This is a genomic window from Streptomyces europaeiscabiei (assembly GCF_036346855.1).
In the GTDB taxonomy this organism is placed as follows: Bacteria; Actinomycetota; Actinomycetes; order Streptomycetales; family Streptomycetaceae; genus Streptomyces; species Streptomyces europaeiscabiei.
On record NZ_CP107841.1, the window covers coordinates 1,487,515 to 1,512,910 of the forward strand.

Consider the following 25,396-nt stretch of genomic DNA (forward strand, 5'->3'; position numbering starts at 1 on the left):
GCCCTCCATTGCACCGCGAAACGTCGACCCGGAGAGTAAACGATTACTGACTTACCTCGGGATGCGCTCTCCACAGGAACAAGGAGGAAGCAAGGGCAGGCTTCCTCAAGCATCCCACGCCTCCAGGTTCAGCCGCTCACGACCATTGACCACCCGCGAGCGCCCTCACTAGCGTGGAATACGTTTACTCCCCTCAGAGAGGAACGTCCCGCCGTGGCCGAAGCCCTTCAGCGCAGATCCCTTCTCAAGATGGCCGCCGGCACCGCGGCGGCGGGTTGGCTGTGGCAGGGCGGCACCGCCCTGGCGGCCGACACCACGACTGCCGCGACCGCCACCGGGGGGACCGCCTCCCGCGCCCTCGACACGCTCGTGCTCGGGGACACCGTGTCGGAGAGCGCGCACGGCCTGACCGCCACCCTCTCCGATGTCGTGGCAGGGGGTCTCGATCAGACAGCCCGGGTGCTGACCGCCCCGCGGACCGCGGGCTTCTGGGGCGGCGTTCTCTCGGCCCGGATGGCCTGCAGGCCCAGGGGCGCCACCTACGTCACGGTCAAGCTGTGGGGCTCGGAGAGCGGCGCCGAACTCGGCCGGCTCCAGCTGTTCGCCGAGGGCAAGCAGGTCGGCCACTACCACCTGGGCGCCGTCGACCCCTTGGACATCGCGAGCGAGGACCCACGCTCCCCGGAGCGGTTCTTCTTCCACACGCTTCCGCTGCCCCTCGGCCTCACCGAGGGCAAGAAGTCGATCTCGTTGGAGATCCGGTCCATGGGCCGGATCTCGGGGTACGGGGCGACGGCCGACGCCTACTACAAGGCGATGGAGGGACCGAGCCGCACGATCTACCGCCTCTACACGCACGACGTGCCCTACTTCGATCCCGCCCACGACGACATCACCGGCACCGTGCCGGCCGCGGCCACCCGCACCTCCCCCGGCACCGCGATCATCGGCACGATCAACGACCGCATCCTCGCGAGGGCCGCGTCCGAAGCGTCCCGTACCAGCGCCCAACTCGACCTGTGGTACCTGGAGTTCCTGGCCCGCGCGTACGGCATGCCGGCGACGGCCGCGTACCGGAACATCGCCGTGCCGCCACAGATCGCCCGGAGTCTGGACGGCGTCTACTGGAAGTACCTCGCCGACCCCACCGTGATGACCGGCTCCAGCCAGCAGTGGATGGGCCTGGGCCGGGCCGGCCTGGTCGTGCTGGCGCTGGCGGACGACCTGGAACCGCTGCTCGACGAGCCGGTCCTCGGTTCGCCGTACGGACTGACCAACCCGGGCTTCGAGTTCGGTACGACCGGCTGGACGCCCTCCACCTGGTCCGGCAGGGGCACCGCCTCCCGCGACACCACCGTGCACCGCACCGGCCACGCCTCCGCGAAGGTGACGATCCCCGGCACGGGCACCATCGGCTACAGCACCTCGGCGAAGATCCCCGTCGACCGGGGGACGTACACGTACGGCGCCTGGATCAGGACCGACGGCGTCGGCACCGACAGCGCCTACCTGGACATCCTGTTCCACGACGCGAACGGCGCCCTGGTCGGCACGGACAACAAGGTCCACGCCTCGGCCGGCACCCACGACTGGGAGCAGGTGACGGCCTCACTCACCACACCCGCCACGGCCACCCAGGTGACGATCGGCGTCCGGCTGTCGGGCACGGGCACCGCCTGGTTCGACGACCTGACCATGACCGGGCCCGACGGCTCGTCGTACACGCCCGTCGTACGCCGGGACGCCTGGGCGAAGATGCTCCTCGACAGCCGTGAGTACTGGCGGCAGCACATCCCGCAGTACACCAACCAGGCCATCATCTGCGCCATCGGTCTCTACCTCGCCGACCGGGGGCTGAGCCTGCTCGGCTCCGGCAAGGCCTGGGGCGAGGAGAAGGCCCGCGACCACATCTACCAGTCGGTCGGCCTGGTCCCCTGGCTCGGCCCGGAGGACGAGGACGGCACCCCGACCAGGCCGCTGGGCGGCTCGTACCACCAGGTCACCAGGAAGGGCATCTCCAAGGAGCTGGGCTACGCGGGCAGTTACGGTGAGCTGCAGGAGTGGCTGTCGCTGGTGTACGACGCGGTGACGGGCATCGGCGGCGTCGAGGACGGCACGCTCCGCGACCACCTGGTCAAGATGGCCAAGGCCCGCATGGTCTTCCGCCACCCGTCCCTGGACCGCGACGGCTACCGGGCGATGCGTCTGGAGACCATGATCGGCTGGCGTGACACCGAGTACCCGGGCAAGGTCGCCTACGACGAGGACACCAAGTGGGACGGCCACGCCCTGAAGATGGCCGCGCTGATCAAGGACCCGGACCTCACGTCGTACGCGCGGCAGTCCCTCGCCGACGGCCAGGCGTTCCAGTCCCTCGCCGACTCCCACGCGATGACGGTCTCCGCCCGCACCAACCTCAACCTGGTGACCGCGGCCGACGACTACGCGTACGTCAGCGCAGCCACCGGCAGCGGTGCGAAGCTCCCCATGACGCCGGGAGCGCCGGACTTCGTCTTCTCCGACGAGGAGAACGGCCTGCTCGCGGTCAAGCACGGCGACGAGATCCTCTACGCGTCCCTGTACTGGCGGGCCCGCTGGGGCGTCAACCGGCTCGCCCGTGTCCATCACATCAGCGCGGCGGGCGTGGAGCGTTCGGCCACGGTCTGGCAGGACGTGAAGTACGTCGCGGACGGTCGTGCCTTCAGCGAACCCGACTGGGTCAACTGGGAGTTCACGGTCGGTGATCTCGACATCCCGGACGGGGGTTTCGACCCGCCCGGTGACACCCTGCGCCAGGCGTTCGCGGGACAGGTGCTGCCCCTGGCCAAGGCCCCGGACGACATGCCGGAGCGCGCGGTGGGCGTCGAGACCCCGTACGCCGGACGCGCCTCCTTCTACCGGTGCGAGTACGGCCCGTACCTGATCGCCATGAACACCACCGACGACCGCCACTTCACCCTCGGTACGAAGGGGTTCGGCGCTTCGACGAACCTGGTGACCGGCGCGAGGGTGGGCGGGAACGCGACGCTGCGGGTGAAGCCCGGCACGACCGTGGTGCTGCGCAGGCGTTGAACGGCCGGCCGACGGCCCGCCGCGGCGGCGGGCCTTCGGCATCCGGTCAGCTCCTGATCATTCCCCACCGGATGCCGAGAGGTCTCCCTGCACGGCCCGGTCCCACAGGTTCAGTCCCGCGCGCAGGAGTGCGCGCACCGCGGCGGTTTCCTCGACCGTCCACGCTCCGTCACCGGCGTCCGTCGCCAGCGCCTCGCCGCCGAAGATCTTCTCGTAGGCGTTGTCGTGGACCGGGCCTTGTGAGGTAAGGGCGGACTCGGCCTTCAGAGTGTGGGAGAGGTCGTCGAAGAAGTTCCACGCGTCCAGCAGCAGCCCGGCGGAGACCGAACCTTGGGGCGGGTGGAGGTGCGGGTGCTCGACCCATCCGCGTACATCGTCCAGGTCGAGGGTGCCCTCCCCCTCGCTGACGAGTCCCCAGCCGTTGTCCTCACAGTGCCGCTGAAGTCTGTCCAGGTCGGGGAATGCGAGGAGGCGGCCGACGTCGTCGACGGCGAGTGCGTCAGGTGCGTCGTCCTTCCCCGGCTGCCAGATCAGGATCAGGTCGGCTCGTCCCGAGGCGATGCGGTACGGGTAGTGGTCAGCCATGGACGGCTCCGAAGATCGTCATGGTTCCACTGTCGCGGCTCTCCTCACCCCCGGGCCAACGGACATACGGATATCCGATCCGCCCGGGGCTCATCACCGTGTTCTCCGCGCCGGCCGCCGTCGCCGTGGGTGCCGTCGAGATCGGCCCTCGGTACTGGTGGAGGTGTCGGTAAGAACGCTGTCACCGATCCTGCTGGCTTGTTCCGTGAGGCGGTCCACGGTCCAGCGCGTCCACGCCACGGTCAGCAGGAGAGACGGCGGAGGCGGGGCCAGGTCTCCTCGCCGACCACACCGTCCTCGTCCAGGCTGCCCCTGCAGGCGTCGTCGTAGATTTCCTGGAACCTCTTCGCCGCCGCCTTGGAGTTGCGGCCGAAGACGCCGTCGACCGTCCCCGGGTTGTAGCCGTGGTACTTCAGGATGCACTGCGCTTCCTGACGCGCGGGCCTGCTTCGAGTGGCTGGTTGTAGAAGACCAGGTCGTCGTCGGAGCCCACCTTGCCGTCCGCCGCCACCAGCAGAGCGCTGAGGTCGACCGTGCCGCCCACGGCGTGCGGTTCGGCGACGACGGTCCCGGGCCCCACCGCGATGTTCTCGCCCTTGCGCAGCTCAGGCGTGCCGCCCACGCCTCGAACAGTCCCCCGCGACCTCACGCCACCCTGTCACATCCGGCCGGATCGGAACCGCGTTCCCACGGACCGGACGGCCTCACGGCCACCGCCTCACCACTCAAGGGCACGATCATCGAGACCGGCCGCCTCGCCCACCGCCACCACGTCGCGTCTCAGCCGCTGTCCGGAGTGAGGTCAGGGGCCGGCGTGTCGTTGCAGCAAGGAACGGACGCTGAGCGGCTGCACCTCTTGCAGGACGATGGCGGTGTTGGAACGGACAACGCCAGGCGCTTCGAGCAGCAGGTTCGTAATGCGGTGCAGGTCGTCGGTGTCCTGGGCGACAACGCGGGCGAGGAGGTCGCTGTCGCCGGTGGTGACGAGCAGCTCGACCACCTCGGGGATGCGCAGGATCGCCTCGCGGGTGGGCTGCCCCACTCGCTGGCTGATCGACATCGTGATCAGGGCCAGCAGGGGATAGCCGAGAGCTGAGGGGTCCACGCGCCGGCTGGGCTCCCTCAGTCGGCCGTCTTCTTCAAGCCGCTTCAGACGAGCCTGCACGGTGTTGCGGGCCAGACCGAGCCGGTCGGCCAGAGCAATCGTTGTGGCCCGTGGATCCGCGTCGAGCGCCAGAAGGATTCGGGCGTCGAGGGCATCGACGTTTCGCATGATGCCCAGTATCTCACATCACCCTCGGCCAGGATTGAGCGTTCTGCTCACTATTTTCTCCACATATTGCGCAGTTCGCTGGGGCTTTCTAGGTTCTGGCCATGCAAAAAGCGCAATGCGAAAACACCTCGATGAATGAGGCCTCCCGTGTCGGCCGCCGAGTGTGGGGTGACGAGGACGAGGTCGTGGCGACTGCCATGGACTACGCGTGGCGGCGCATCATGCAGGCTCCGGATCCGGTGGCAGGCGCCCGCTCCGCCAGGGATCTGGCTGTCGCGGCCGGTGCGGCCATCACCCGCCGGGGAATCGGCAGCGCCGCAGCCCTCAAACTGTTCGACCAGGTCCTGGCACCCGCCACTCGCGCCCAGAACGGGCCGACGAACCTCGCGTACATCCCCGCGGCACCTACTCGTGCCGCACTTGCCTTCGAGGCGGTCACCGGAGCGGCGAACATCTTCGCGGGAACCTGGGAAGCGGGAGCCGGTGCCATCCACGCCGAGAACGAGGCGTTGACCTGGCTCACCCAGCTCCTCGGATGGCCCCCCGCCGCAGCAGGATGCTTCGTCAACGGCGGCACCATGGGCAATCTCTCCGCTCTCATCACGGCCCGCGCCGCTGCCGGCGCCTTGCGGGGCCGGCCGGCAGACGGCTGGAAAATCGTGTGCGCCGACAGCGCCCACTCCTCGATCGCATCCGCCGCCCGCGCGATGGATGCGGAGATCGTCACCGCGCCGGTGGACCAGCGGGGGCACCTCACCGGATCCGCCGTGAACGCGGTCCTGGAGTCCACCACAGGCGTCTTCGCCGTGGTCGCAACTGCCGGCACTACGAATGCCGGCCTGATCGACGATCTCGACGACATCGCCGACGCGTGCGAACGCCACCACGTGTGGCTGCACATCGACGGCGCCTACGGCGGAGCAGGCCTGGCGGCGCCCAGCGTGCGGCATCTCTACACCGGCATCGAACGCGCCGACAGCTTCATCGTCGATCCACACAAATGGCTCTTCGCACCCTACGACTGCTGCGCGCTGCTCTACCGGGATCCGGCCTCGGCGCGCGCCGCGCACAGTCAGTCGGCGCACTATCTCGACGCCATCGACCGCGATGTCCACAATCCGGCGGACCTGGCCCTCCACCTCAGCCGCCGTGCCCGCGGTCTGCCGTTCTGGTTCAGCCTGGCCGTCCACGGAACCGACCGGTACGCGCACGCCGTGGAACGGACACTGGCCACCAGCCGACGGGTCACCGATGCCATACGCGCCAGCGACCATCTACGCCTGACCATCGATCCCGAGTTGTCCGTCGTGCTCTTCGAACGGCCGGGGTGGGGCCCGCAGGACTACGCGTCATGGTCCGCCCGGGCTGCCGAAACGGGCACCGTCCTGTGCGTGCCGACACTATGGAACGGCTCAACGGTTCTGCGCATGGCCTTCGTCAACCCGGACACCCACGCCGACGACGTCATCCACACGCTCCACACACTCCGCTAGCCGGTGAACCCGAGCCGCCCCCTCGCGGTCTGCATTGGCTCGAATGACGTATCACGCTCATGGGCAGGCAGAAGCAACTCCCACGCGCTGGTCGGGGTTGTCGACAGAGGCTCGGCTGAGGCTGAACAGGAGCATGGCCACTCTCGTGCGAAACACGGCGAGGGGCCCCAAGTCGCCCACGGGATACGTGTGCAAGCAAGAGCGCCCCGGACCAGCAGTGGTCAGACAGGCGAAGTCACCAGGCCCGTCCGATCATCGGACGACGATGACCGCTTCTGGCGGAGGTGGCCCCGCCGTCACGGCCCGTTCTGGGTGGGCGGCAGGGGTGTTGCCTCATTCCGGCCGACTGTTGGAGGGCAAGGGCTCGCTTTCGCGTGAACGGCACCGAGGTGCAGGCATGGACGGATGTCGGGGTCGGAATCCACCTGGTGCGCCGGCTCGGACCCACGGTGCGGGTGCTGCGCGCGCTGGGCCGGCTGCGACAGCAGGAAACCCGGGCCGCCTTGCAGGGGGCGGCGATGGAACGCAAGCAGTTCTTCTGCCTGGGCGTCGGACTGGTCCTGCCGTGCTGGGCCGCCGCCCTGGCACAGCCTGGGGCCGCCGCGGACGGGCCGGTGGACTTCTACGACTGCACGGGCAAGCCCGACGGCAACTACGTCCATCCGTTCGACTGCACCAAGTTCATCAGCTGCGCTCCCGTGGGCCAGCCATTCGTCCCGGAAGTTTGGAATCACTCGTTGGCCGGCGGGACGTCGGCAGGTCTCTCGATCGCCGGATCGGGGAGAAGACCAGGATCAGCGCGGCGAGCGGGATCCCCGCTGTAGTGATGGCCATGGCGGTGCGGATGCCGAGCGCGGTTCCGAGCGCGCCGCCGAGCAGTGCTCCGAGGGGGATCGTTCCGTAGCTGAGGAACGCGGTGCTTGCGGTGAGGCGGCCGAGGAGGTTCGGCGGGCAGTAGCGTTGCTGGAAGCTCGCCTTGATGATGTTGCCGGCCACGACGCCCGCGGAGACGCTGAAACCGCCCGTCACAAAGAGCAGGATCCCGGCTCCGCCGAAGGTCAGCGGGATGAGCAGAGCGAGCATGGGAAGTCCCAGTTCGAACAGCAGTGTCGCGCGGGCCGTGCCGATCCGGTGAGCGACCCGGCGTGCGGCGAATGCCCCGGCCACGCCTCCGGCGCTAGTGGCCGCGATGAGTGCGCCGACCGTCCCTGGGGTCAGGCCGACGCTCCGGACCAGGAAGACCACCTGGATTGACTGGTATCCCATCAGGGCCAGGTTGGAGGCGGCTCCGAAGAGGGTGAGTGTGCGAAACCAGGGGTCGGCGGCGATCAACCGCAGGCCTTCGCGGACTTCGCTGACCAGTGAACTGGGGCGATGCTCGGCTCTGGTGACGCGTGGCTCGCGGTGCCGGATGCTCGCCAGGCAGAGGAGGGAGACGAGGAATGTCGCGGCGTTGGCGAACATTCCGTTCACGGCACCCGCCAGCTGTGCGATCAGGCCGCCGGAGCCGAGTCCGGCGATCTGTGCGGCGGACGCGCTGCCGTGCAGCTTGGCGTTGCCTTCGGGCTGGTCATCGGGTTCCAGAATGCTGGGGAGGTAGGCGCCGTAGGCGGTCTGGAAGAACACTGCTGCCGTGCCTGTCAGCAGTGCGACGGCCAGCAGTAGTCCGATACTCAACCAGCCAAACCATGCGGCGACCGGGACGCCGGCGAAGAGCAAGAGGGAGACCGCGGCGGAGGCCAGCATGATCGGTCTGCGCCGCAGCCGGTCCACCCAGGCACCGACAGGGAGACCGATGATCAGCCAAGGGGTCCAGGCGGCAGCGCTCACCAGACCGACCTCGAACGTGCTGGCGTGCAAGGTGGAGACGGCGACCAGCGGCATCGCCACCCCGGTGACGGACGCGCCGAATTTGCCGGCCGTCTCGCCGCACCACAACAGGCGGAAATCGCGATGGCGACGCAGTAGACCACCGCGTATGCCATGGCTCATGCGGTGCCACGCTCCTTGCGGGGGAAAGACTGGAGCTGCACGACGACAGGAAGCGCGTCCGGGGCAGGCTCGGCATCCTGGGCTGGGGTGTGGCGGGCGATGACGGCCATCAGCTCCGCGTTGAGCGCCTCCAGCTGAGTCGGGGTCATCCGCAGGTCACTCCAGTCCGAGACGGTGCCGACGCCCCGCCACGTGTCGTCCCAGTCCTCGCTGATGTAGTTCACGACCCGGCTGAAGTACTGCTGCACCAGCTCGTGCAGGTAGACCGACAGTGCGCCCCGGGTGTCGGGATCGTCGCGGAAATCGGCAGTGTTCAGCTCATTCGTGACGTCGACCCTTCTCCACCAGCGCTCGCGTTTCGTGCCCCGTCCGGTTTCCTCCTCGATGAAGCCGTGCTCGGCGAGGTGGCGCAAGTGCCAACTGATGGTGCCGGTGTTCTCCCCGAGGCGTTCGGCGAGCCTGGTGGCGGTGGCAGGGCCGTCCAGACTGAGCAGTTCGAAGATGTTCATCCGCAGCGGATGAGCCAGCCCCCGCAGGCTGCGCGCATCGAGGCGCCGGGCGGGCCCGGCCGGCTGTGGTGTGCGTTCGGGTTCGTCGGACATGCCAACAACATAGATTGCAGAGAGTTCTCTGCATAGAAGTCTCTGCAGAGAAGACTCTGTAAAACTGCGCCGCGGCTCGGCGTGACCCCGCTGCCTGCGTGGTGGCCGCCTGAGGGAACTGGAGCTGCTGAAGGACGAGCAGGCGCTCGTGTCCGGCAAGCGTGGTGCGACGTTCGGGGACGGGAACCAAGTGGTTGCGGCGGAATCGGCCGACCTCGCCCTCGACGCCACCCTTCTCGTGGGCACCCTCGATGCCCGGCTGGCAGGAGAGGACCGCGCGCACGGTCGGTGCGTACCTCGGCGGGGAGCTCAACACCCTGGCGGCGCGCTTCCCCGAGATCGGCGCCGTCTACGGGGAGGGCCTCTACCGCGGGTCGACATCGTCGTACCGGGCGGCGACAAGGAGCCGGCGCCCGCCGCCGCGACCCAGATGTGCGAACGCATGCTCGAACTCGGTGTCGTCATCCAACCCACCGGAGTCGAGCTCAACGTCCGGCACGAGCGGTGGGCATCGGTAGAGGCGACGGCCGTCGTCGGGATCGTCAGACGGCGATGATCTACCACTGCTGCCGCTTCAGTGACGGGTACGGCTGTTGCTCGATGGTGGCTCCGTCGGCGGCGCTGCCCTCGTCGACGGCGAGGCAGAGCCCGCTGTAGCGGTTGATGAGGAAGTAGTAGCCGTCACCCGTGGGCGTGATGGCCCGGTACTGCTGGCGGCGTTGGCGTCCCCCAGATGACCACGTTGCCGCCGTCGGCGCGGGAGAGACCCGCGGCCTCCAGCAGCCTGCCGCTGCCCAGACCCTTGATCTCGCACTAGCCGTCGCCGGTCTTGGAGAAGGTCCACTTCTCGTTCGCCTTCCTGAGACAGGGCCACTGCAGGACGTTGGCGCGGTTCGCCATGCCCCCGCGCTCCACGTCGGCGGCCTTGCCGCTGTGCCGCACGAAACCGACGTTCCGGGCGGGCCATTCGGCCACCTTGGGGGTCTGGTTGCCGACCCAGGTGCCGGAGGCGACCTGGGTGAAGTTCGTGCCGTCGGTGCTGGTGGAGATGCGAAGGCGTCTTGTAGGTGGCTCAGCCGCTCGGCAGTGAGATCGAGGGGCTCCATGTCGGTGCGGTGCTTTTCAGGGCCCGCAGTGCCGTCCTGTCGAGGGCCGACAGGGGCTCGGAGTCGGAGTCTGGGAAGGGATGAGGAACTGCTCGGGCATCTCGGTGCCGGGGTGGAGCGAGGGGGCGTCCCACCCCGGCCCGGTCTCATCGGATGTGCTTCGCCGGCTTGGTGGCGGCGTTGAGGAGGTATTCCAGGGGGCCTCGGCGGAAGAAGCGGGACCAGATCGCGGCGAACACGGTCGCCCCGAGGACGAACATGAGCAGCGGCACCCATGATTGCTGGGTGCCGGTCCCGGCGGGCACGGACAGCGCGGACTGGGCGAGGAAGTGGCCGACGTAGGCGGTCAGGGACATGGTGCCCACGGCGATGACCGGCTTCGCCAGGCGGCGCAGTCGCGGCAGGCGGTCCATCGCCACCGTCGCGCCCACGATCACGAGGATCGCGACGCCCACGCTGCCGATGATGTCGAACGTGGTCCCGCTGTGCGGCCCGGCCTTCAGCAGGAACGACGCGGACATCTCGGGGAACGACCCCCCGTCCGGGGGCATCGAACCGCTGGCGGGGGGCATCGAACCGGAGCTGCCGGACGACGACCCGTCTTCCGCCAGGCTCCTCAACGCGCCCGATCCGGCGAGCAGCAGGGACATGCTGTAGGCGACCGCTGTGAGGGAGGCGCCGAGCGCGGCGAGGCGCTTCTGAACGGTGCCGGAGGACAGGTCGAGGCGGCCCAGTGCCATGCCCGCGATCACGAAGGACATCCACGTGAGCGCCGGGTAGAAGCCGGTGAACAGCAGGTCGAGCACTCCCACCTCGCTGAGGCGGCGGAGCGGGTCGTAGGCGTTGATGCTCTCCTGGACCGACGAAGTCAGCAGCGAGGTCAGGACGAACGCCAACTGCGGTGTGACGAGGGCGAACGCGGCCGCGATGATCGCGAGTGTCCTGGCACGCAGTCGCACCAGGGGCAGGGCGAGGAGGAAGTAGACCCCGTAGAAGCCGAGGATGATCACTCCCCCGTACTCCATCGCCAGCACGGTGCCCAGCACCAGCAGGACCACGGCGCGGATCGCGATGCGGGCCTTCGCCTGCCGGCCCGCCAGGCCCGTCTTCGGCTCGCGGCGACCTGCGATCAGCATCAGCGAGAACCCGGCGAGAGTGGCGAACAGGACCGACGAGTGGCCGTCCGCTAGGTAGCGGATCCAGCTCGCCACGCCGGTCGTGGCGGACAGCGGGGGGCCGATGTGCACGATGTACATGCCGAACACCGCCAGCGCGCGGGCCAGGTCGACCCCGACGAGGCGTCCCATCGAGGGACCGGCCGAGGCCGGCACGGCGGACTCGGGGGAGGTTCGGGGCGGCGGAGGTGAGTTCTCCGGGAGAGCTGACGTCTCCTGCGGCGGCTGCGTCTGTGTCATACGGCAAACCTCGCGCGGAGCTCAGGGGGCGGGCCATCCGGCAGGCGTCGGTAACGCCCCCGCCGACCGGCGGGTACCGCCCTGCCGACCGGCGGAACCTCGTCCCCGACCCGGTCCGGTGCGACCGGGAGGTGGTCTTGTCCAGCCACTCGGCGGGGGTGGACCCGACGGTTGCCGGATGGATGCGGGGCGGCCGGGCTTCCAGGGTGGAGGCATGACACACCGTGCGCGGCACACGGAGCCCGACACCTCCCACGCCTCACCAGCCGACGAACCGAGGCATGACGTGGTCCCTCGCAGGGGCGACTTCCTGGAGTTCCTCGGCCTGGTGCTGGCTGCGGGCGCCCTCGTCCTGGTCGTCGTACGCCCTGAGCTCCCCGAAGCGTTGGTACGCGCCCTTTCCTCGAGCACAGCCGGACTCGTCCGCTGAGCCGGCACACCATCACTCCCGGTTCGCCCGGCACCGTCCATGCGGTGCCGGGCGAACCGCAGAAGGAAGGAATGTTGTGAACACCGCATCCGCCCCGGCGAAGGATGAGACGTCCCTGTCTGCCCGGGAGACGGTCAGGGCGCTGTACGGGTATGTCCGGCCGCATCGTTGGTTTGTGGCCCTTGGTCTGTTGTGTGCCCTGGTCGGGGCCGCCGGGGCGCTGTTGCAGCCGCTGGCCACGAAGGCGCTGGTGGACCGGATGGCCTCCGGTGGGACGATCACCGGGATCCTGATCGGGCTCACCGTGCTGGTGGTGGTGGGCACGGCGGTCGAGGCGTTCGGCGCGTATGTGCTGGAGCGGACGGCGGAGTCGGTGGTCCTGGCCGCTCGACGCACCGTGGTGGGGCGGCTGTTGCGGCTGCGACTCGCGGAGTTCGAGCGGATCCCGCCGGGTGATCTGATGTCCCGGGTCACCTCGGACACGACGCTGCTGCGGGCGGTCAGCACCCAGGCGGTCGTCTCCGCGGCCACCGGCGCGGTCGCGTTCGTCGCGGCGATCGTGATGATGGCGTTCCTCAACGCCGTGCTGCTGGGTGTGACGCTCGGCGTGGTCGTGCTGGTCGGCGGGGCCGCCGCGCTGGTGATGCCGCGGATCGCGCGGGCCACCGAACGCTCGCAGGAGGCGGTCGGGGAGATCTCCGTCGCGCTGGAGCGGGCCTTCGGGGCGTTCCGTACGGTGAAGGCGTCCGGTGCCGAGGGCCGGGAGACCGCCCGGGTGGAGGCGGCGGCACGGCGGGCGTGGCGGCACGGCGTGAAGAGCGCGAAGTGGGAGGCCGCGGCGGGCTCGGCCGACGAACTCGCCGTACAGCTGGCCTTTCTCGCGGTGCTCGCCGTCGGCGGGGCGCGCGTGGCGTCCGGGCAGATCCCGGTCTCCACCCTCATCGCCTTCCTGCTGTACCTCTTCTATCTGATGGAGCCGGTGTCCCGGCTGGTCGACGCCGCGTCCTCCTACCAGGAGGGGTCGGCCGCCATCTCCCGGATCGCGGCCGTGGAACGTCTGGCGACGGAGCCGGTCATCGGGCGGCAGGACACCCCGCCCCGGCAGGAGGCGGCGGTGCCGGGCCCGGCGTCGGTCCGCTTCGAGGACGTGTCCTTCCGCTACCTGCCCGGTCTGCCGTACGTCCACCACCAGGTCGGCTTCGAGGTGCCGGGCATTGGGACGACGGCCTTCGTCGGTCCCTCGGGCGCGGGCAAGTCGACGGTGTTCGCGCTCATCGAGCGGTTCCACGAGGTCACCGGCGGCCGGGTCCTGGTCGACGGCAGGGACGTCCAGGACTGGTCCCTGCCCGAGCTGCGGTCTGCCATCGGGTACGTGGAACAGGACGCGCCCGTCCTGGCCGGCACCCTGCGGGAGAACCTCGTCTTCGCGACGCCCGGCGCGACGGACGACGACATCCGCGACGTCCTGGCCCGGACGAAGCTCGACACCCTCGTCGAGCGCCTGCCCCACGGCCTGGACACCCCGGTCGGACACCGCGGCTCCAAGCTGTCCGGCGGCGAGCGGCAGCGCGTCGCCATCGCCCGTGCCCTGCTGCGCAGGCCCCGCCTGCTGCTCCTGGACGAGGCGACCTCGCAGCTCGACGCCGTCAACGAGCTGGCGCTGCGGGACGTCCTCGCGGAGGTGGCGCGGGAGACCACCGTGCTGGTGGTGGCCCACCGCCTGTCGACGGTGACCGGCGCCGACCGGATCGTCGTCATGGACTCCGGACGGGTCCGCGCCATCGGCACCCACGAGGAACTGGTGGATGAGGACCCGCTGTACGCACAACTGGCAGCCACCCAGCTCCTGACCCCCGCCCGATGACCCCACCACACGCGAGGTGGTCCAGTCGGCCACTGCCCCACGCCCGGCCGGACAACCACCCACACCCACACCCACACAGACCAAGACCGCGAAAGGCCCCCATGTACATGGTCATGGGTGCGTTCCCCCTGGGCTGCCCAAGTCCCCAAATCCCCACCGGTCACTGTGGGTTCGGAGCATGTCTAGCCGAAGAGAGGGGAAACCGACCAGACGGGTGCCATCGTGGCCGACATTCCACGGAGACTCTCCTGTTGCAGCTGTGGCCGTGGTGGACACGTAGGGGCAGAAGCTACGGAAGGAAGCCATGCCCATCGACACCGAGGCCGAGTTCACGGACGTGTACCGGGCCCACTACGAGGACGTGCTGAGGTTCGTACGCCGTCGCGCCCATCCCATGAACGTGGACGACGTCGTCGGCGAGACGTTCCTCGCGGCGTGGCGCAGGCGCCGCGAACTCCCCGCCGACCCGCGCCCCTGGCTGTTCGGCACCGCCCGCAAGGTGATGCTCAACGACAGCCGGGGCATGCGCCGGCACACCGCGCTCGCCGTCCGCGTCCAACGGGCCGCCGAGACCGGCGGTCGCACCCTGGCCGCCGACCCGGCCGCGCTGGTGGACGGCCGGATGGACCTCGCCGCCGCCTGGCAGGCCCTCGCACCCGCCGACCAGGAGGTCCTGGCCCTGCACGTGTGGGAGCAGCTCTCCGCCAAGGACGCTTTCTCCATCGGCCTCTCGAACTCCTCTACTTGAGGTTGAACTCGTGGTGTCGTGTCGCTGATCAGGCGGGTCCGATGGTCAGGCCGGTCTCAGCGAGGCAGCCGCCTATGAGGTGACTGCGGTACTGGATGAGGCGCAAGCCGCGTCGGATGGGCTGGTCAAGGTGTTCGGGGGTACTGAAGGCGACGTTGGAGAGACATCCGCGTCGCAGGAGAGACCAGATGCCTTCGACGGGGTTGAGGTCGGGTGCGTAGGACGGCAGGTAGTAGATGGTCAGCCACTCCCGGGCTGCCGCCCACTGCCGCAGGTCGGCGGCTTTGTGGACGTTGAGGATTCCCTATGTTGCGTCAAGCGGCAGAAGGCGGCACAGCGGGGGGGTGACGGCGGCTGAAGTTGACCGTAGATCTCAGAGGGCGGTTGCGGGCGCGCGATAGGTTGCCCGCCATGACTGAACTGGGGTCCGTCACCTGGCCACCTGCCCCGATCAGGACCGAGCAGCTCATGCTCCGTGAGCCCGCGGCCCGGGACCGTGCGGCGTTCATCGAGTTGCACACCTCGCCGGAGGTGCACACCTACCTCGGCGGTCCCCGGCCGCGTGACGAGCTTGAGCGCGAGATGCCCGAGGTGCCCGGGCTGCGGCCCGGGAGTTTCGTCGTTGATCTCGACGGGGCGATGATCGGCCAGATCCTGCTCAGGAGAGCGACGGAGCACCGTCGCCCGGCTGCCGTGGGGAAGGTCGATCTCGGCTACCTGTTCCTGCCGTCGGCGTGGGGATTCGGGTACGCCACCGAAGGGTGCGCGGCGGCGCTCGGCTGGTTCGACGGCGTTTTTCCCGGCGAGCCGGTGGTGCTCACCACTCAGACCGCCAACGTCGGGTCGATGCGCCTTGCGGCAAAGCTGGGGTTCACCGAGGTGGAGCGGTTCCAGGCCTGGGACGCCGAACAGTGGCTCGGCCTGCGCCCCCCGGTCACTCCGTCCGCTTGAGCCCGTGCTCGAAAAGGGTGGCGCGCCGACCGTCCCTGTCACCGGCCTTGTCCGCGGGGCCGGGCGGGTTCTCGACCCGCCGGTCGTCGAGCCGTGGCCCTGGGCGCGGTGGGGGCCGCCCTTTCGGGAAGCCGGCTCCTCGGGGCTCCGCCCAAAGGCGCCGCGCGTGGCCGACGCCGTGCACGCCGACGGCGGTGCTCTCGCCGCCGCCGACCTCGGTGAACTGTCCCGCACCGTGGCGCCGTTCGCCCGCGAAGCCCTGGAGACAGGCCTCGACCTCGGTATCCACGTCCGCGCCGGAGCGAGCCTCGTCACAGCGGTGATCGCCACCCTGGGGCTGCGGCCGTGTCGGCAGCGGCGCTGCGGCGACCGACACAGGCGCCTCAGGCCCTATTGAATGCTTGATTCAGCAGCCCTAGCCTCTTTCGATGGCTTCAATCACCTCTCCCCTCCCACGCCTCGCACACCCCCACAGACCCCCCACACCCCACAGAGCCGGCGGGTCCCGGCATCTGCGCCGGGCTCTGCTCCTGGCCTTGAGCCTGAGCCTCCCCTCACTTCCGTCAGCCGCCGCCGCTCCATCCGCTCCGTCCACCCTGTCCGCGCCGTCCGCTCCGAAGAGCCAGGCGATCCCCGAGGTGTGGCCGACACCCCGGCACATCGAAGGCGGCGGGCGCCAACTCACCGTCCCCGAACGGGTGGTGGAGGTCGTCGGGTCGGACACCGACCCCGCCGCCCGTCGGGTCGTCGAGACCGCGCTGCGAGCGGCCGGGGCCGACCGGATCGTCACCGTGCCGGCCGGGGAACGTCCGCCCGCCGCCGGGCTCACCGTCTTCGTCGGCGGGCCCGGCGAGAACCCGGCCACGAAGGGCGCGTTGCGGCGGCTGGGCGTCAAGTCCCCTGCCGGGCTGCCCGCGGAGGGATATGTCCTGGCCTCCGGTCGGCACGCCGGGCGCGCCCTGCTCGCCCTCTCCGGCACCGACACCACCGGCACCTTCTACGCCGCCCAGACCCTCCGCCAACTCCTCACCGGCAAACGTCTGCCCGAGGTGACGGTCCGCGACTGGCCCACGGCGAAGCTGCGCGGTGTCATCGAGGGCTTCTACGGCACGCCGTGGACCCACGCCGAGCGGCTGAGCCAACTCGACTTCTACGGCCGCACCAAGCAGAACGTGTACGTCTACTCCCCCAAGGACGCCCCCTATCTCCGGGAACGCTGGCGCGACGAGTACCCGGCCGCCCAGCTGGACCGGTTGCGCGAACTCGTCGACCGGGCCGCCGCCGACCACGTCCGCTTCACCTACGCCCTCTCGCCCGGCCTGTCGGTCTGCTACTCCTCCGCCGACGACATCACCGCGCTGGTCCGCAAGTTCGCCTCGCTGTACGACATCGGCGTGCGCTCCTTCGCGATCCCGCTGGACGACATCAGCTACACGAAGTGGAACTGCGCCGCGGACGAGGAGAGGTTCGGCAGCGGGGGCGGGGCCGCAGGTGCCGCTCAGGCCCATCTGCTGAACCGGGTGTGGGAGGAGTTCTCCGCCGACCGCGCCGGACTCGACCCGCTGGAGATGGTCCCCACCGAGTACTCCGACCTCGCCGACACCCCGTACAAGACCGCGCTGCGCGGCCAGTTGGACCCGGACGTGGTCGTCGAGTGGACCGGTGTCGGCGTGATCGCGCCGACCATCACCGCCGCGCAGGTGCGTCGGGCCCGCGAGGTCTACGGTCATCCGATCCTGGTCTGGGACAACTATCCGGTCAACGACTACGTCACCAGCCGTCTCCTGCTCGGCCCCTACACGGGCCGGGAGGCCGGCGTGGCCCGTGCGTCCGTCGGCGTCACCGCCAACCCGATGGTCCAGGCCGAGGCGAGCAAGCTCGCGCTGTTCACCTCGGCCGCCTGGCTGTGGAACCCGGACTCCTATGAACCCCGGGCCGCCTTCCTCGCCTCCGTCCGCGATCTGGCCGGGTCTGCGGAGACCGGGAAGGCGGGATCCGGGGAAGCGGGATCCGGGGAAGCGGTACCGGGGAAGCCGAAGGTCGCGAAATGGCTGCGGATCCTCGCCGAGAACAGCTACTCCTCCCAGCTCGACCCCACCGAGTCCCCGACGCTGACCCGGCTCGTCGCCGCCTTCCGGAAGGCGTACGAGGCGTACGAGGCGTACGAGGCGTACGAGGCGTACGAGGCGTACGAGGCGTACGAGGCAGATAGCGACCTCGACCTGGCGGCGGCCGCACTGCGGTCCTACTTCACCGACATGGCGGCCACACCCGCCGAGTTGCGCGCCCATCTCGCCAACCCCGGTTTCCTGAAGGAGACTTCGCCCTGGCTCGACAAGCTCGGCTCGTACGGCGGCGCCGGACTGACCGCCGTGGATCTGCTGCTGGCCGGCAAGCGCGGTGACACCGAGGCCGTGTCGACGTACTGGAACCGGCTGCGCGGTGAGCGCAAGGCGCTCGACGCGGTCCCGCAGCAGGTGTCGCCGGGGGTGATGGACCAGTTCCTGTACACGGCGATGCTCCAGCACGCCCCCGACCCCGGCGTCGACGCCTCCTTCGCCCCCGCCTCGCGCTCCTTGAAACCCGGCGCCTCCGAAACGGTGACCCTCCGCTTCTCGTCCGACGAGAAACGGACGGTCACCTGGGCGCTCGACGTGCCGGACGGGGTCACCGCCTCGCCGGCCGGGGGCACCGTGACCGTCCCGGCCGGGAGCGGCGCCTCGGCCGACGTCACCCTGACCGGTGTCACCGAGGGCGTCCGTTCCCTCGTGGTGTCCGGCTCGGGCGTCCTCGACCGGGCGATCCCGGTCCGGGTCACCGACGGGAACGGCACCCCGAGAGCGCTGACGGCCAACTTCAGTGGTGCGTCGGTCAGTTCGATCGACCTGTCCTCCGGCAGGAGCACGGACATCGCCGTGGGCGACAACCCCGGTGAAGTGGTCGTGAGCGCCGACGGCCGTACCGCCTACGGCGCGAACCAGGGCTCCGACACCGTCAGCGTCATCGACGTGGCGCGCGGCGAGGTCACCGCCACGGTCGCCGTGGGCCGTGTTCCCGCCGGGCTCGCGCTCACGCCGGACGGCGACACGCTGTGGGTCGCCAACTACACGGACGGCACGGTCCAGCCGGTGGACACCGGCACGCTGAAGGCGGGCTCGGCCGTCACGGTCGGATCGGGGCCGGAGAACATGGCGATCACTCCGGACGGCCGGACCCTGTACGTGGCGAACATCCACGACAACACCGTCACCCCGGTCGGCCTCGCCACCCGCGAGGCCGGTCCGGCGATCCCCGTCGGCCCGCGCCCTTTCAACGTCGTCGCCGCGCCGGACGGGAAGCGGGTGTACGTGTCCAACTCCGGTGGATCGACGGTGACCCCGATCGACACGGCGACCGACGACACCGAGCCGACGCTGCTGGTCTCCGGCCAGGCGTACGGCCTCGGTCTGTCACCGGACGGTCGGACGCTGTGGGTGAGCCCCAGTACCGGGGACTCCGTCACGCCCGTCGACACGGTGACCGGGGCTCCCGGCGCGAAGGTCACCGTCGGCAGGTCCGCCTTCGACGTGGCCCTGGACTGGGACGGCGGCACGGCCTATGTCACGACGGCCGACGGGAACCGGCTGGTGCCGGTCGACACCGCGTCCGGCACCGCCGGGGCGCCGCTGACGACGGGCGCCCATCCGCTGGCGGTCGCGCTGACGCCCGTACCGGTGTCCTAGACATCCGGGGGTGATCAGCCGGCGGTACGCCGGATCCGTCCGGCGTACCGCTCTTCCAGTGCCAGGTTGCGCTCGAACTCGCCAGGCACGTTGGCGGAGACGTAGACCGGGGGCGATCGCCCGAGGCGAGGAGTTGGGCGGCCGCCTCGGCGACCGTCATCTGCACGAGCATGACGCCGGTCAGTGTGGACAGCGCGCACACGGCACCGCCGGTCGGCAGCTCCAGCAGCGCGTCGCCGCGCGGGGCCGCGTTGTCGAGGACGACGTCGGCGAGGTCGGCGAGCTTCTTGCCGCTCGGGTGGGTGGCGGGGACGGACGCGGTGTGGGCGAGGGAGGTGAGGGCGAGGACGCGGTGGCCGCGCTCCTTGGCGTGCAGGGCCATCTCGACGATGACGCTGTTGACGCCGGAGTTGGAGATGACGACGAAGAGGTCCTGGGGGCGGGGGTCGGCCAGCTCGTAGAGGCGGACCGCTATGCCGGGCTCGCGCTCCAGGAGCGGATCGTCGAGGCCGCTGGGGTGGTCGCCGCCGAAGAGGACGAGGTCGGCCATCTGGATCCGGTTGGTGGGCACGAAGCCACCGGCGCGGCCGGCGAGTTCGAGGACCATGGCCTGGGAGTGGCCGGTGCCGAAGGCCTGGACGACGCCGTCCGCGCGGACGCAGTCGGCGATCAGTGCGGCAGCGGCGTGCACGTCGGCGCGCGCGGACTCGGTGAGGCGGTGCAGGACGGCCAGGCCCTCGCGCGCGAAACGGTCGGCGCTCACCGGCTCGGTCACGGACCCGTTGGCGGACTCGACGGACACCTGGGACTCCCCACTGGTGGATTGAACCACCCCCTACACACCTATTAGTGAATCACTGAATCACGGCTCGGCATCGAGGGCAATGGCGCAGTTCACCCCCGGATGCCGACCCCAAGCCCGGTCCTGGTATTCAGCCGCTACGCCAACGGGTGGCTGGTACCTTCTGTCCATGCCCTCGACCGATGTCACCACCCTGATCCGCACCGAGTTGCCCCGGCTGGCCGGCTCCCTGCGGAAGGTCGGCGAGCTGATCCTGGAGGATCCGGCCGCCGTCACCCACTGCTCGGCCGCGGAGCTGGGCCGCCGCACCGGCACCTCCCAGGCCACCGTCACCCGGTTCTGCCGGGCCATCGGCCTCGACTCGTACCAGCACCTGCTGATCGAGCTGGCCCAGGAGCGGGGCCGGGGCGAGTCCTCCGAGTGGGGCAGCGCCGAGATCGGCCCGGACATCTCGCCCGACGACAGCCTGGAGCGGGTCGTCCAGGTCGTCGGCACCGCCGACCTGCGGGCCGTCCAGCAGACCATCGACCGTATCGACCTCGACTCGGTCGAGCGTGCGGCCCAGGCCGTGGCCCGCGCCCGGCGCGTGGACGTGTACGGCGTCGGCGGCAGCGGCGCGGTCGCGCAGGAGACGGAGACCCGGCTGTTCCGCATCGGCTGCGCGGTGCGCGGCTGGACCGAGGTGCACGCGGCGACCACCTCCGCCGCCCTGCTCACCCCGGCGGACGTGGCGATCGGCATCTCCCACTCGGGTGCCACCCGGGAGACGATCGAGCCGTTCGAGCTGGCCAAGGAGCGCGGCGCCACCACCGTCGCGCTCACCGCCGACCCGCGCTCGCCGCTGGCCCGCGCCGCCGACATCCGGCTGATCTCCTCCTCCTCGGAGACCAGCTTCCGCACCGGCAGCATCGGTGCCCGCCACTCCGTGCTGATGCTCATCGACTGCCTGTACGTCCGCGTCGGCCAGCTCTCCTACCAGCGGGCGAGCGCCTCCCTGGCACTGACCGACCACATCGCGGGAGCACACGCGGTGAAGTCCCGGCGCCCTCGCTGACCGGGCGGGGCACCGGCCGCCGGGCCGACACCGGACCACCACCACCCCTGCATGGATGAATCAACCAACACTCCATCGCATGGTTGATTGAACCACCCCACGCTGCCAGGATGGGGCTCCGCCGAGCACTCGTAGGAGCCCCTCGGCTTTCCCCTGCCCCGCCACGCGGCAACGGGCATACACCCCGGCCCTGAACGACCGCCCACGGCGCCCCCGAGCCGCACATCCCGGCGGCCGACGCCCCCGACTTCGCGCGTGCGACCCTCCTGAACGCGGCCGGCTGCGCCCGCCTGTGGGGCGTCACCTGGTGGTGTTCCCACGACGTCGACCGCTCCCTGGCCGACTTTCCGGAACTGGAGTACACGCTCGGCCTGTTCGACTGCACGGGCCGTCCCAAGCCGATCGCGGACGCCCTGTCCGCGACGGTCGCGGAGATCCGCACCGCGGCCGTCCCGCCCGCTCCCCGTACGACGGCCCTGGTCCTGGACTGCACCCCGTCCACGCGCTCGGTCTCCGGTCCTGGCGGCGCCTTCTTCGACGCCTGGATGCGGCTGCGGCAGGAGGGCGTCCGTCCGGCGGTCGTCCTGGCGGAGCACGCGCGGGACACGGCGTACCTCGGGGCGAGGGGGATCACGGAACTGATCACCGGAGAGTGAGGCGGGCGGGGCGGTGGCGGTGGCGGAGGCGCCGATCGGAGGGACTCCGGCTCCGGCCTCAGCCACCTCCTCCGCCACCACCACGCCACCGCCACCGCCACCGCCACCGCCACCGCCACCGCCACCGCCACCGCCACCGCCAGGATGGCGCTCGTACGAAAGCCCGCCCCGTGGGGGTGTTCGCCCGCGTGAGGGCCTCCGCCCGGCGGGAGCGCCCCCGGCGGTCAGGCCATGCGTCCCGCCAGGACCTCGGCCACCGCCCGCAGATTCACCCGTCCCCTCCCGTGCGCGGCCACCCCACCAGCCGCCTCCGGCAACCCGGTCGAGACCACCAGCGCGTCCGGTCGAGCCGCCAGCAGCGCGTCCCGCAGACGGCCCTGCCAGGGGTACAGCTCCGCATCGCACACGGCGACGACCAGCGGACGCCCCTCGGCGGCCCGCAGCACCTCCCCCACGACGGCCCAGAGGCCGTCCGGCTCCCCGGCGACCGCCGTCCCCGTGGCCGTCGGATCGAGGGCGCGGATCTCGGTCAGCAGGTCCTCGCCGCCCCAGTTGAGGGCGGGGTGCGGGAGCGGGAAGCAGTCGACGACATGGGCGCCCGGCACCGGTTCCGGCAGCGGCCCCCCGCTCCGTACTGCCCGTCGCGCCGCAGCCGGGTCGGCGTCCGCGTCCCACGCGGCCACGGCACCCGGCCGGTACGGCACCGCGTACCGCAGCGCGAGCCGGCGGACCCGTTCCGCCGCCTCGGCCACGCGCCCCTCGGCGAGGTCGCCCGTCCGCAGGGCGTCGAGCACGGCGTCGCGGCAGGCGAGCGTGACCTCCAGGTCCGGTACGGCGACGATGACCTGGTCCGCTCCGGCGGCGAGGGCGAGCCGGGCGCCGACCGCCTCGCCGTAGCGGTCGGCGATGGCCTTCATCTCCAGCGCGTCGCTGACGAGGACGCCGTCGAAGCCGAGTCCGCCGCGCAGCAGCTCGGAGAGGATGCGCGGGCTGAGGGTGGCGGGCAGGTCGGGGTCGAGGGCCGGGAAGACGACGTGGGCGCTCATCAGCATGGGCACGCCCGCGTCGACGGCGGCCCGGAAGGGCGCGAGGTCGAGTCGGTCGTAGGGCCGTGGGTCGACCGCCAGGTCGTGGTGGCTGTCGGTGACGGTGCCGCCGTGGCCGGGGAAGTGCTTGGCGCAGGAGGCCACGCCGCGTGCCTCGGTGGCCTCGATCCAGGCGCGCAGATGCCGGGAGACCAACTCGGGGTCGGCGCCGAAGGCGCGGGTGCGCACGATCGGGTTCTCGGGCCGGCTCTGGACGTCGGCGACGGGGGCGTAGGAGGCGGTGATGCCGAGCGAGAGCAGGTGCCCGGCGAGAGCGTCGGCGCACGCGGCGGTAAGCGTCGGGTCGTCGGCGACGCCGAGTGCCCACGATCCGGGCACCTTGGGGGCGCCCGCGGCGACCAGGTGGCCGATGCCGCCGCCCTCGTTGTCGATGCCGACCAGCAGGTCCGGCCGCAACGCCCTCAGGGTGCCGGTGAGTTCGCGGACCTGGTCGGCGTCGCGGATGTTGCGGGTGAACAGGATGACTCCGCCCAGCCCGCGGTCGATGAGCCGCTTGAGGGCGTCGGGGACGGTCGTCGTACCGTCGAAGCCCGCGACGAGGCAGCGGTGGGCTGCCTCGTCGAGGACCGCGGGGAGGACCGGGCCGACAGGCCCGGCGGCGGTGGGTTTCACCTCTCGAATCCTCTGGCTGGTCAAGCCTAAAGTCAACATCTCGGTGGATGAATGATTCACCAAGCCTGGCGGTGGCCCGAGGCCGGCCCGTCCCGGTGACGGTTGTGGCGCCGCCTCCGCCGCCAGTCGCTTCGGCGCACACCGATGGCCGAGGTCTCCCGTGCACGCACCTGCCCTGTCAGTCGCCTCTCGCTTGCTCCCGATGCCGTGCGGCCGGGTGACGGGGCGGCTGCGAGGAGGCCCTCGGCCGTGCGCGCACCCAGTCGAGCAGCACCACCGAGCACAGGGCGGCGAAGGCGCACCAGGTCGAGACGAACTCCATCTGCCACAGGGTCCAGCAGATCGAGGCGCCGACGGCGGCCAGGATCCCGAGCACCACGAGTCGCCGGTCGCCCGAGAGGAGGAGGGAACCGACGGTGGCGAGGAGGTAGCCGGCGACGAGGAGCACCGGGTGGGGGAGACCGATCGTGTAGCCGACGGTACGGCCGCGGATCTCGGCCGTCACCGGGCTGGCGGCGAGACCGTGCGCGAGCAACGCGGCGGTCGCGGCTCCGATGACGAGGAACACGACGAGCCTGGCCCGGGCGGACGGCGGGGCCGCGCACCACACGCCCGCGGGCACCCACACGGCCAGCAACGGCAGCGCGACGACGGCCCAGGCCATGGTGGCCGGTCCACTTCCTCCGCCCGAGGACCAGACCACCGACTCCACGATCTGATGGGCCCCCAGCAGCAGCGGCAGCGCGGCGAGCGGCACATCCCGCCCGCTGCGCACCAGCGCCACACAGGCCACCCCGACTGCCGCGACAGCGCTGCCCGCCACAAGATCGGCCGTCGCACTCCAGCACATCACGCCACCATGGGGTCGCCCGTCATCAGCGCGGGCCACGCTACGTCGCACCCGGCGGACGTTCGCGGGGCGACACGGGGGCAACGAGCCACGGGAGCCATTGGCACCACATGGCTGCCCAGGGCGCGGCGGGGGTTACGGGCCCTCGGGCTCTTGGACCCCGGGCTCTCGGGCTCTCGGCTACTCGGCTACTCGGCTACTCGGCTACTCGGCTACGACAGCGTGGCCACGAGCTTCTCCACTCCCGGGCCGGAGACGCCCGTGAGCCCCGCAGGCCGCCCCGTCGCCAGGAGGAGCAGGTCGGCCAGCGGTCCGCGCACCTCGTCGGGGCCGGTGCCGGTCGTCCAGGTCGCGTCGGTCGCCACCAGCCGCACCGCCCGGAGCCGTTTACGTGCCCCGTAGAACGGGCTGGCCACGACGTGGGCGAGCGCGGCGGTGGCCTGTTCCGTGGGCATCGGGCGGTCGCGTCCGAGGGGGCGCGCGATGTCCTGGCCGTGGACGAGGAAGTCGACGAGCGGGTCCAGGGGCGCGGCCAGGGGTGCGCGGCGGGGCGAGCCCGCCGTCTCACGGATCTGCGCGACGAGTTCGGCCGGCCCGAACCGGCCCGCCCGTTCCCGGGCGAAGTCGAACTCCATCCGGTTCCAGTCGCCCCGCGCCCGGATCGCGCCCTTGATCGTGCCGAGGAGCGTGGTGCGCGTCGACAGCGTCAGGTGAGCCGCCACGTCGTGCACCGTCCAGCCCGCGCAGAGCGAGGCCTCGCTCCAGTCGGGGCCGGCGAGGCCGTCGAGAAAGTCGGCGAGGCTCAGCCGCTCCGCCTCGGTCCATCGGAGAATCCGCTCACGGTCCATGTCGTCCGTCACTCCTTCGCGTGGGTCACGGATGGATGCCGGCGCTCGCATCGGCCCGTCGCCGCCCCACCGCTGTACTGCACTGCCGTACCGCTGTCGCCCCTCTTGACCGCTGCCGGCGGCCGAACTGATCGACACCCCGACGTGACCCACGTCACCGACGTCACCCACCCGCCGCACCTCGCGGACCGTGCTCTCCCGCACATGGCCCCCAC

Annotated in this window: 21 protein-coding genes and 3 pseudogenes; 10 read left to right on the forward strand and 14 right to left on the reverse strand. The window is 70.8% G+C overall.

Annotated elements, in window-relative coordinates:
- Positions 1 to 213 precede the first annotated feature (213 nt).
- On the forward strand, positions 214 to 3,072 hold the full coding sequence (locus OG858_RS06225; protein ID WP_319317879.1) for a carbohydrate binding domain-containing protein: 2,859 nt from the start codon (positions 214 to 216) through the stop codon (positions 3,070 to 3,072).
- A 57-nt stretch (positions 3,073 to 3,129) separates the two neighbouring features.
- Here OG858_RS06225 and OG858_RS06230 read toward each other — a convergent pair whose 3' ends face one another.
- From OG858_RS06230 to OG858_RS06240, 4 genes are all read right to left on the reverse strand, one after another.
- Positions 3,130 to 3,657 carry a hypothetical protein gene (locus OG858_RS06230; RefSeq protein WP_319265720.1) on the reverse strand — a complete coding sequence of 176 codons (528 nt, stop codon included), beginning with the start codon at positions 3,655 to 3,657 and terminating at the stop codon, positions 3,130 to 3,132.
- A gap of 242 nt (positions 3,658 to 3,899) precedes the next feature.
- Positions 3,900 to 4,076, reverse strand: a complete 177-nt coding sequence (locus tag OG858_RS48085; protein WP_107482389.1) for a peptidoglycan-binding domain-containing protein — start codon at positions 4,074 to 4,076, stop codon at positions 3,900 to 3,902.
- Positions 4,070 to 4,279 carry a TerD family protein gene (locus tag OG858_RS06235; RefSeq protein ID WP_256960643.1) on the reverse strand — a complete coding sequence of 70 codons (210 nt, stop codon included), beginning with the start codon at positions 4,277 to 4,279 and terminating at the stop codon, positions 4,070 to 4,072. The genes OG858_RS48085 and OG858_RS06235 overlap by 7 nt, the downstream gene beginning before the upstream one ends.
- 180 nt (positions 4,280 to 4,459) lie before the next feature.
- On the reverse strand, positions 4,460 to 4,930 hold the full coding sequence (locus tag OG858_RS06240) for an Lrp/AsnC family transcriptional regulator (RefSeq protein ID WP_086750102.1): 471 nt from the start codon (positions 4,928 to 4,930) through the stop codon (positions 4,460 to 4,462).
- A 131-nt stretch (positions 4,931 to 5,061) separates the two neighbouring features.
- On the opposite strand from OG858_RS06240, the gene OG858_RS06245 reads away from it, so the two are divergent.
- Entirely contained in the window at positions 5,062 to 6,423 is a 1,362-nt protein-coding gene (locus OG858_RS06245; RefSeq protein ID WP_256960644.1) for a pyridoxal phosphate-dependent decarboxylase family protein, read from the forward strand.
- 684 nt (positions 6,424 to 7,107) lie between these two features.
- On the opposite strand, the gene OG858_RS06250 is transcribed toward OG858_RS06245, so the two are convergent.
- The 5 genes from OG858_RS06250 to OG858_RS06265 form a co-directional block, all read right to left on the reverse strand.
- Entirely contained in the window at positions 7,108 to 8,415 is a 1,308-nt protein-coding gene (locus tag OG858_RS06250; RefSeq protein WP_086750104.1) for an MFS transporter, read from the reverse strand.
- Positions 8,412 to 9,017 carry an ArsR/SmtB family transcription factor gene (locus tag OG858_RS06255; RefSeq protein WP_086750105.1) on the reverse strand — a complete coding sequence of 202 codons (606 nt, stop codon included), beginning with the start codon at positions 9,015 to 9,017 and terminating at the stop codon, positions 8,412 to 8,414. Before OG858_RS06255 ends, OG858_RS06250 begins: the two co-directional genes overlap by 4 nt.
- A gap of 557 nt (positions 9,018 to 9,574) precedes the next feature.
- Positions 9,575 to 9,715 carry an RICIN domain-containing protein gene (locus OG858_RS48090; RefSeq protein WP_373420849.1) on the reverse strand — a complete coding sequence of 47 codons (141 nt, stop codon included), beginning with the start codon at positions 9,713 to 9,715 and terminating at the stop codon, positions 9,575 to 9,577.
- Positions 9,716 to 9,830: 115 nt separating this feature from the next.
- Positions 9,831 to 9,992, reverse strand: a complete 162-nt coding sequence (locus OG858_RS06260) for an RICIN domain-containing protein (protein ID WP_319068463.1) — start codon at positions 9,990 to 9,992, stop codon at positions 9,831 to 9,833.
- A 277-nt stretch (positions 9,993 to 10,269) separates the two neighbouring features.
- Positions 10,270 to 11,538 carry a DUF418 domain-containing protein gene (locus OG858_RS06265; protein WP_256960415.1) on the reverse strand — a complete coding sequence of 423 codons (1,269 nt, stop codon included), beginning with the start codon at positions 11,536 to 11,538 and terminating at the stop codon, positions 10,270 to 10,272.
- A gap of 214 nt (positions 11,539 to 11,752) precedes the next feature.
- Between OG858_RS06265 and OG858_RS06270 the strand changes: the two genes are divergently transcribed.
- The 3 genes from OG858_RS06270 to OG858_RS06280 all read left to right on the forward strand — a co-directional run bounded on the left by OG858_RS06270 (position 11,753) and on the right by OG858_RS06280 (position 14,580).
- Positions 11,753 to 11,968 carry a hypothetical protein gene (locus OG858_RS06270; RefSeq protein WP_086748442.1) on the forward strand — a complete coding sequence of 72 codons (216 nt, stop codon included), beginning with the start codon at positions 11,753 to 11,755 and terminating at the stop codon, positions 11,966 to 11,968.
- Between the two features lie 76 nt (positions 11,969 to 12,044).
- Positions 12,045 to 13,832, forward strand: a complete 1,788-nt coding sequence (locus OG858_RS06275; protein ID WP_328545066.1) for an ABC transporter ATP-binding protein — start codon at positions 12,045 to 12,047, stop codon at positions 13,830 to 13,832.
- Between the two features lie 304 nt (positions 13,833 to 14,136).
- Complete coding sequence (locus OG858_RS06280) at positions 14,137 to 14,580, forward strand: RNA polymerase sigma factor (protein WP_319317891.1); 444 nt, start codon at positions 14,137 to 14,139, stop codon at positions 14,578 to 14,580.
- Positions 14,581 to 14,608: 28 nt separating this feature from the next.
- Here OG858_RS06280 and OG858_RS06285 read toward each other — a convergent pair.
- Positions 14,609 to 14,878: pseudogene (locus tag OG858_RS06285) on the reverse strand (transposase); the annotation flags it as partial.
- A 113-nt stretch (positions 14,879 to 14,991) separates the two neighbouring features.
- Here OG858_RS06285 and OG858_RS06290 point away from each other — a divergent pair.
- The 3 genes from OG858_RS06290 to OG858_RS06300 all read left to right on the forward strand — a co-directional run bounded on the left by OG858_RS06290 (position 14,992) and on the right by OG858_RS06300 (position 19,253).
- Complete coding sequence (locus OG858_RS06290; protein ID WP_319317894.1) at positions 14,992 to 15,531, forward strand: GNAT family N-acetyltransferase; 540 nt, start codon at positions 14,992 to 14,994, stop codon at positions 15,529 to 15,531.
- A gap of 166 nt (positions 15,532 to 15,697) precedes the next feature.
- Entirely contained in the window at positions 15,698 to 15,928 is a 231-nt protein-coding gene (locus tag OG858_RS06295; RefSeq protein WP_319317897.1) for a hypothetical protein, read from the forward strand.
- A gap of 139 nt (positions 15,929 to 16,067) precedes the next feature.
- A complete protein-coding gene (locus tag OG858_RS06300) occupies positions 16,068 to 19,253 on the forward strand; it encodes a beta-N-acetylglucosaminidase domain-containing protein (RefSeq protein WP_328545065.1) in 3,186 nt (1,061 codons plus the stop codon).
- Between the two features lie 14 nt (positions 19,254 to 19,267).
- On the opposite strand, the pseudogene OG858_RS06305 reads toward OG858_RS06300, so the two are convergent.
- A pseudogene (locus tag OG858_RS06305) lies at positions 19,268 to 20,055 on the reverse strand (sugar isomerase domain-containing protein).
- 169 nt (positions 20,056 to 20,224) lie between these two features.
- Between OG858_RS06305 and OG858_RS06310 the strand changes: the two are divergent.
- Both OG858_RS06310 and OG858_RS06315 read left to right on the forward strand, forming a co-directional pair.
- Positions 20,225 to 21,109 (forward strand): MurR/RpiR family transcriptional regulator, encoded by an 885-nt coding sequence (locus OG858_RS06310; RefSeq protein WP_319265730.1) that lies wholly within the window; start codon positions 20,225 to 20,227, stop codon positions 21,107 to 21,109.
- 206 nt (positions 21,110 to 21,315) lie between these two features.
- Positions 21,316 to 21,765, forward strand: a pseudogene (locus tag OG858_RS06315) (glycosyl hydrolase); the annotation flags it as partial.
- 224 nt (positions 21,766 to 21,989) lie between these two features.
- Here the strand turns inward: OG858_RS06315 and OG858_RS06320 are convergent.
- The 3 genes from OG858_RS06320 to OG858_RS06330 all read right to left on the reverse strand — a co-directional run bounded on the left by OG858_RS06320 (position 21,990) and on the right by OG858_RS06330 (position 25,181).
- Positions 21,990 to 23,483 carry a glycoside hydrolase family 3 N-terminal domain-containing protein gene (locus tag OG858_RS06320; protein ID WP_328545064.1) on the reverse strand — a complete coding sequence of 498 codons (1,494 nt, stop codon included), beginning with the start codon at positions 23,481 to 23,483 and terminating at the stop codon, positions 21,990 to 21,992.
- A gap of 178 nt (positions 23,484 to 23,661) precedes the next feature.
- A complete protein-coding gene (locus OG858_RS06325; protein ID WP_328545063.1) occupies positions 23,662 to 24,333 on the reverse strand; it encodes a DUF6629 family protein in 672 nt (223 codons plus the stop codon).
- A 212-nt stretch (positions 24,334 to 24,545) separates the two neighbouring features.
- Positions 24,546 to 25,181 (reverse strand): maleylpyruvate isomerase family mycothiol-dependent enzyme, encoded by a 636-nt coding sequence (locus OG858_RS06330; RefSeq protein WP_328545062.1) that lies wholly within the window; start codon positions 25,179 to 25,181, stop codon positions 24,546 to 24,548.
- Between the last annotated feature and the right edge of the window lie 215 nt (positions 25,182 to 25,396).

What these genes read in the sequence shown, in the direction of transcription:
- OG858_RS06230 (WP_319265720.1), bottom strand. Translation starts at nt 3,657, where the DNA reads ATGGCTGACCACTACCCGTACCGCATCGCCTCGGGACGAGCCGACCTG.
- OG858_RS06240 (WP_086750102.1), bottom strand. Translation starts at nt 4,930, where the DNA reads ATGCGAAACGTCGATGCCCTCGACGCCCGAATCCTTCTGGCGCTCGAC.
- OG858_RS06245 (WP_256960644.1), top strand. Translation starts at nt 5,062, where the DNA reads ATGAATGAGGCCTCCCGTGTCGGCCGCCGAGTGTGGGGTGACGAGGAC.
- OG858_RS06250 (WP_086750104.1), bottom strand. Translation starts at nt 8,415, where the DNA reads ATGAGCCATGGCATACGCGGTGGTCTACTGCGTCGCCATCGCGATTTC.
- OG858_RS06255 (WP_086750105.1), bottom strand. Translation starts at nt 9,017, where the DNA reads ATGTCCGACGAACCCGAACGCACACCACAGCCGGCCGGGCCCGCCCGG.
- OG858_RS06265 (WP_256960415.1), bottom strand. Translation starts at nt 11,538, where the DNA reads ATGACACAGACGCAGCCGCCGCAGGAGACGTCAGCTCTCCCGGAGAAC.
- OG858_RS06270 (WP_086748442.1), top strand. Translation starts at nt 11,753, where the DNA reads ATGACACACCGTGCGCGGCACACGGAGCCCGACACCTCCCACGCCTCA.
- OG858_RS06280 (WP_319317891.1), top strand. Translation starts at nt 14,137, where the DNA reads ATGCCCATCGACACCGAGGCCGAGTTCACGGACGTGTACCGGGCCCAC.
- OG858_RS06290 (WP_319317894.1), top strand. Translation starts at nt 14,992, where the DNA reads ATGACTGAACTGGGGTCCGTCACCTGGCCACCTGCCCCGATCAGGACC.
- OG858_RS06310 (WP_319265730.1), top strand. Translation starts at nt 20,225, where the DNA reads ATGCCCTCGACCGATGTCACCACCCTGATCCGCACCGAGTTGCCCCGG.
- OG858_RS06325 (WP_328545063.1), bottom strand. Translation starts at nt 24,333, where the DNA reads ATGTGCTGGAGTGCGACGGCCGATCTTGTGGCGGGCAGCGCTGTCGCG.
- OG858_RS06330 (WP_328545062.1), bottom strand. Translation starts at nt 25,181, where the DNA reads ATGGACCGTGAGCGGATTCTCCGATGGACCGAGGCGGAGCGGCTGAGC.